Source organism: Streptomyces albidochromogenes (assembly GCF_005981925.1).
Taxonomy (GTDB): Bacteria; Actinomycetota; Actinomycetes; order Streptomycetales; family Streptomycetaceae; genus Streptomyces; species Streptomyces albidochromogenes.
In genome coordinates this window covers 1-931 of record NZ_VBVX01000669.1, presented here as the reverse complement: position 1 = coordinate 931, position 931 = coordinate 1, and the positions used below count along the sequence as shown (strand labels likewise).

Annotated in this window: 1 protein-coding gene; it reads right to left on the bottom strand. The window is 37.8% G+C overall.

What is annotated here, in order from left to right; translation table 11 throughout:
- Positions 1 to 791, bottom strand: a 791-nt coding sequence (locus E2E34_RS37715; RefSeq protein WP_167518453.1) for a DUF3698 domain-containing protein, incomplete at its 3' end; no start/stop codon positions are given.
- Positions 792 to 931: the final 140 nt, after the last annotated feature.

Here is a 931-nt window from a genome sequence, read left to right as displayed (position 1 = left end):
ATATAGTAGTCTATAGACATCTTGTCATTCATAATTTCATACTTAAAGAACCCTGAGAATGTTTGGTGATCTGAGATAAAAAACCTGTCTGTTCCACAAAGGAAAGCTTGGTATATATATTTCCTTAAAACCAAAGCAAATAATACCCTAGGTGACCACTCCCTATTCGGAAAAAAGCTTCCACTGGATTGCAGCCTCAATCTTCTTCGATTCAGCAAATTCTCGATTTGACTCTCTATAGCTGCCTTCAATTCTTCAAATCCTTCCGTCATCTTATAGACTCCAGTTTTGTAATCACCTATCCCAAAAATAATTTCGGGATATTGTATATCCGACTTATATATCATGTGAATGATATCAGGTTGTACTATTCTTCGTTGATCCAATGTGGGTCTTATAATTGATGGACTGCCAAAGTAGTTGTTCGTATCACCTACATCACGATAAAGTCCCTTGATTGGGATTGCTATTTCATTAAAGTATTCTTGGATAGCTTGTTCTATATGCATTGCATCTCCCCGTGGGTAAGCATATTCTTGTGCTAAAGGTCGACGGCAAATATTCGATTCTTTAAGAGCAATATCAAGCGGAGCAAGATACCTATCCTTGAAATCATCACTACTCATCTCCCTAAATTCAGCAGTAATCAATGCACGACTACTATACACAACAATAGGTATAGAAGGCATATTCCCTAGACCCACTGATGCATTACCCTTAGACACTAGTTTCTCTGCACGAGGTTCTTGCCCATCTTCATTACCCCGAATCTTAAGCAAGTGAGTGTCCAAGAAGACTCTCGTGTTTTGTTCATTGTTATTGAGAACCCTAATAAATAGATCAAGATTTACCCTAATGCATCGATTCTCAGGGTCATCGTATGTGATAATATCACTATCTACCCCTGAAAAATACATTCGTGGCATAATGT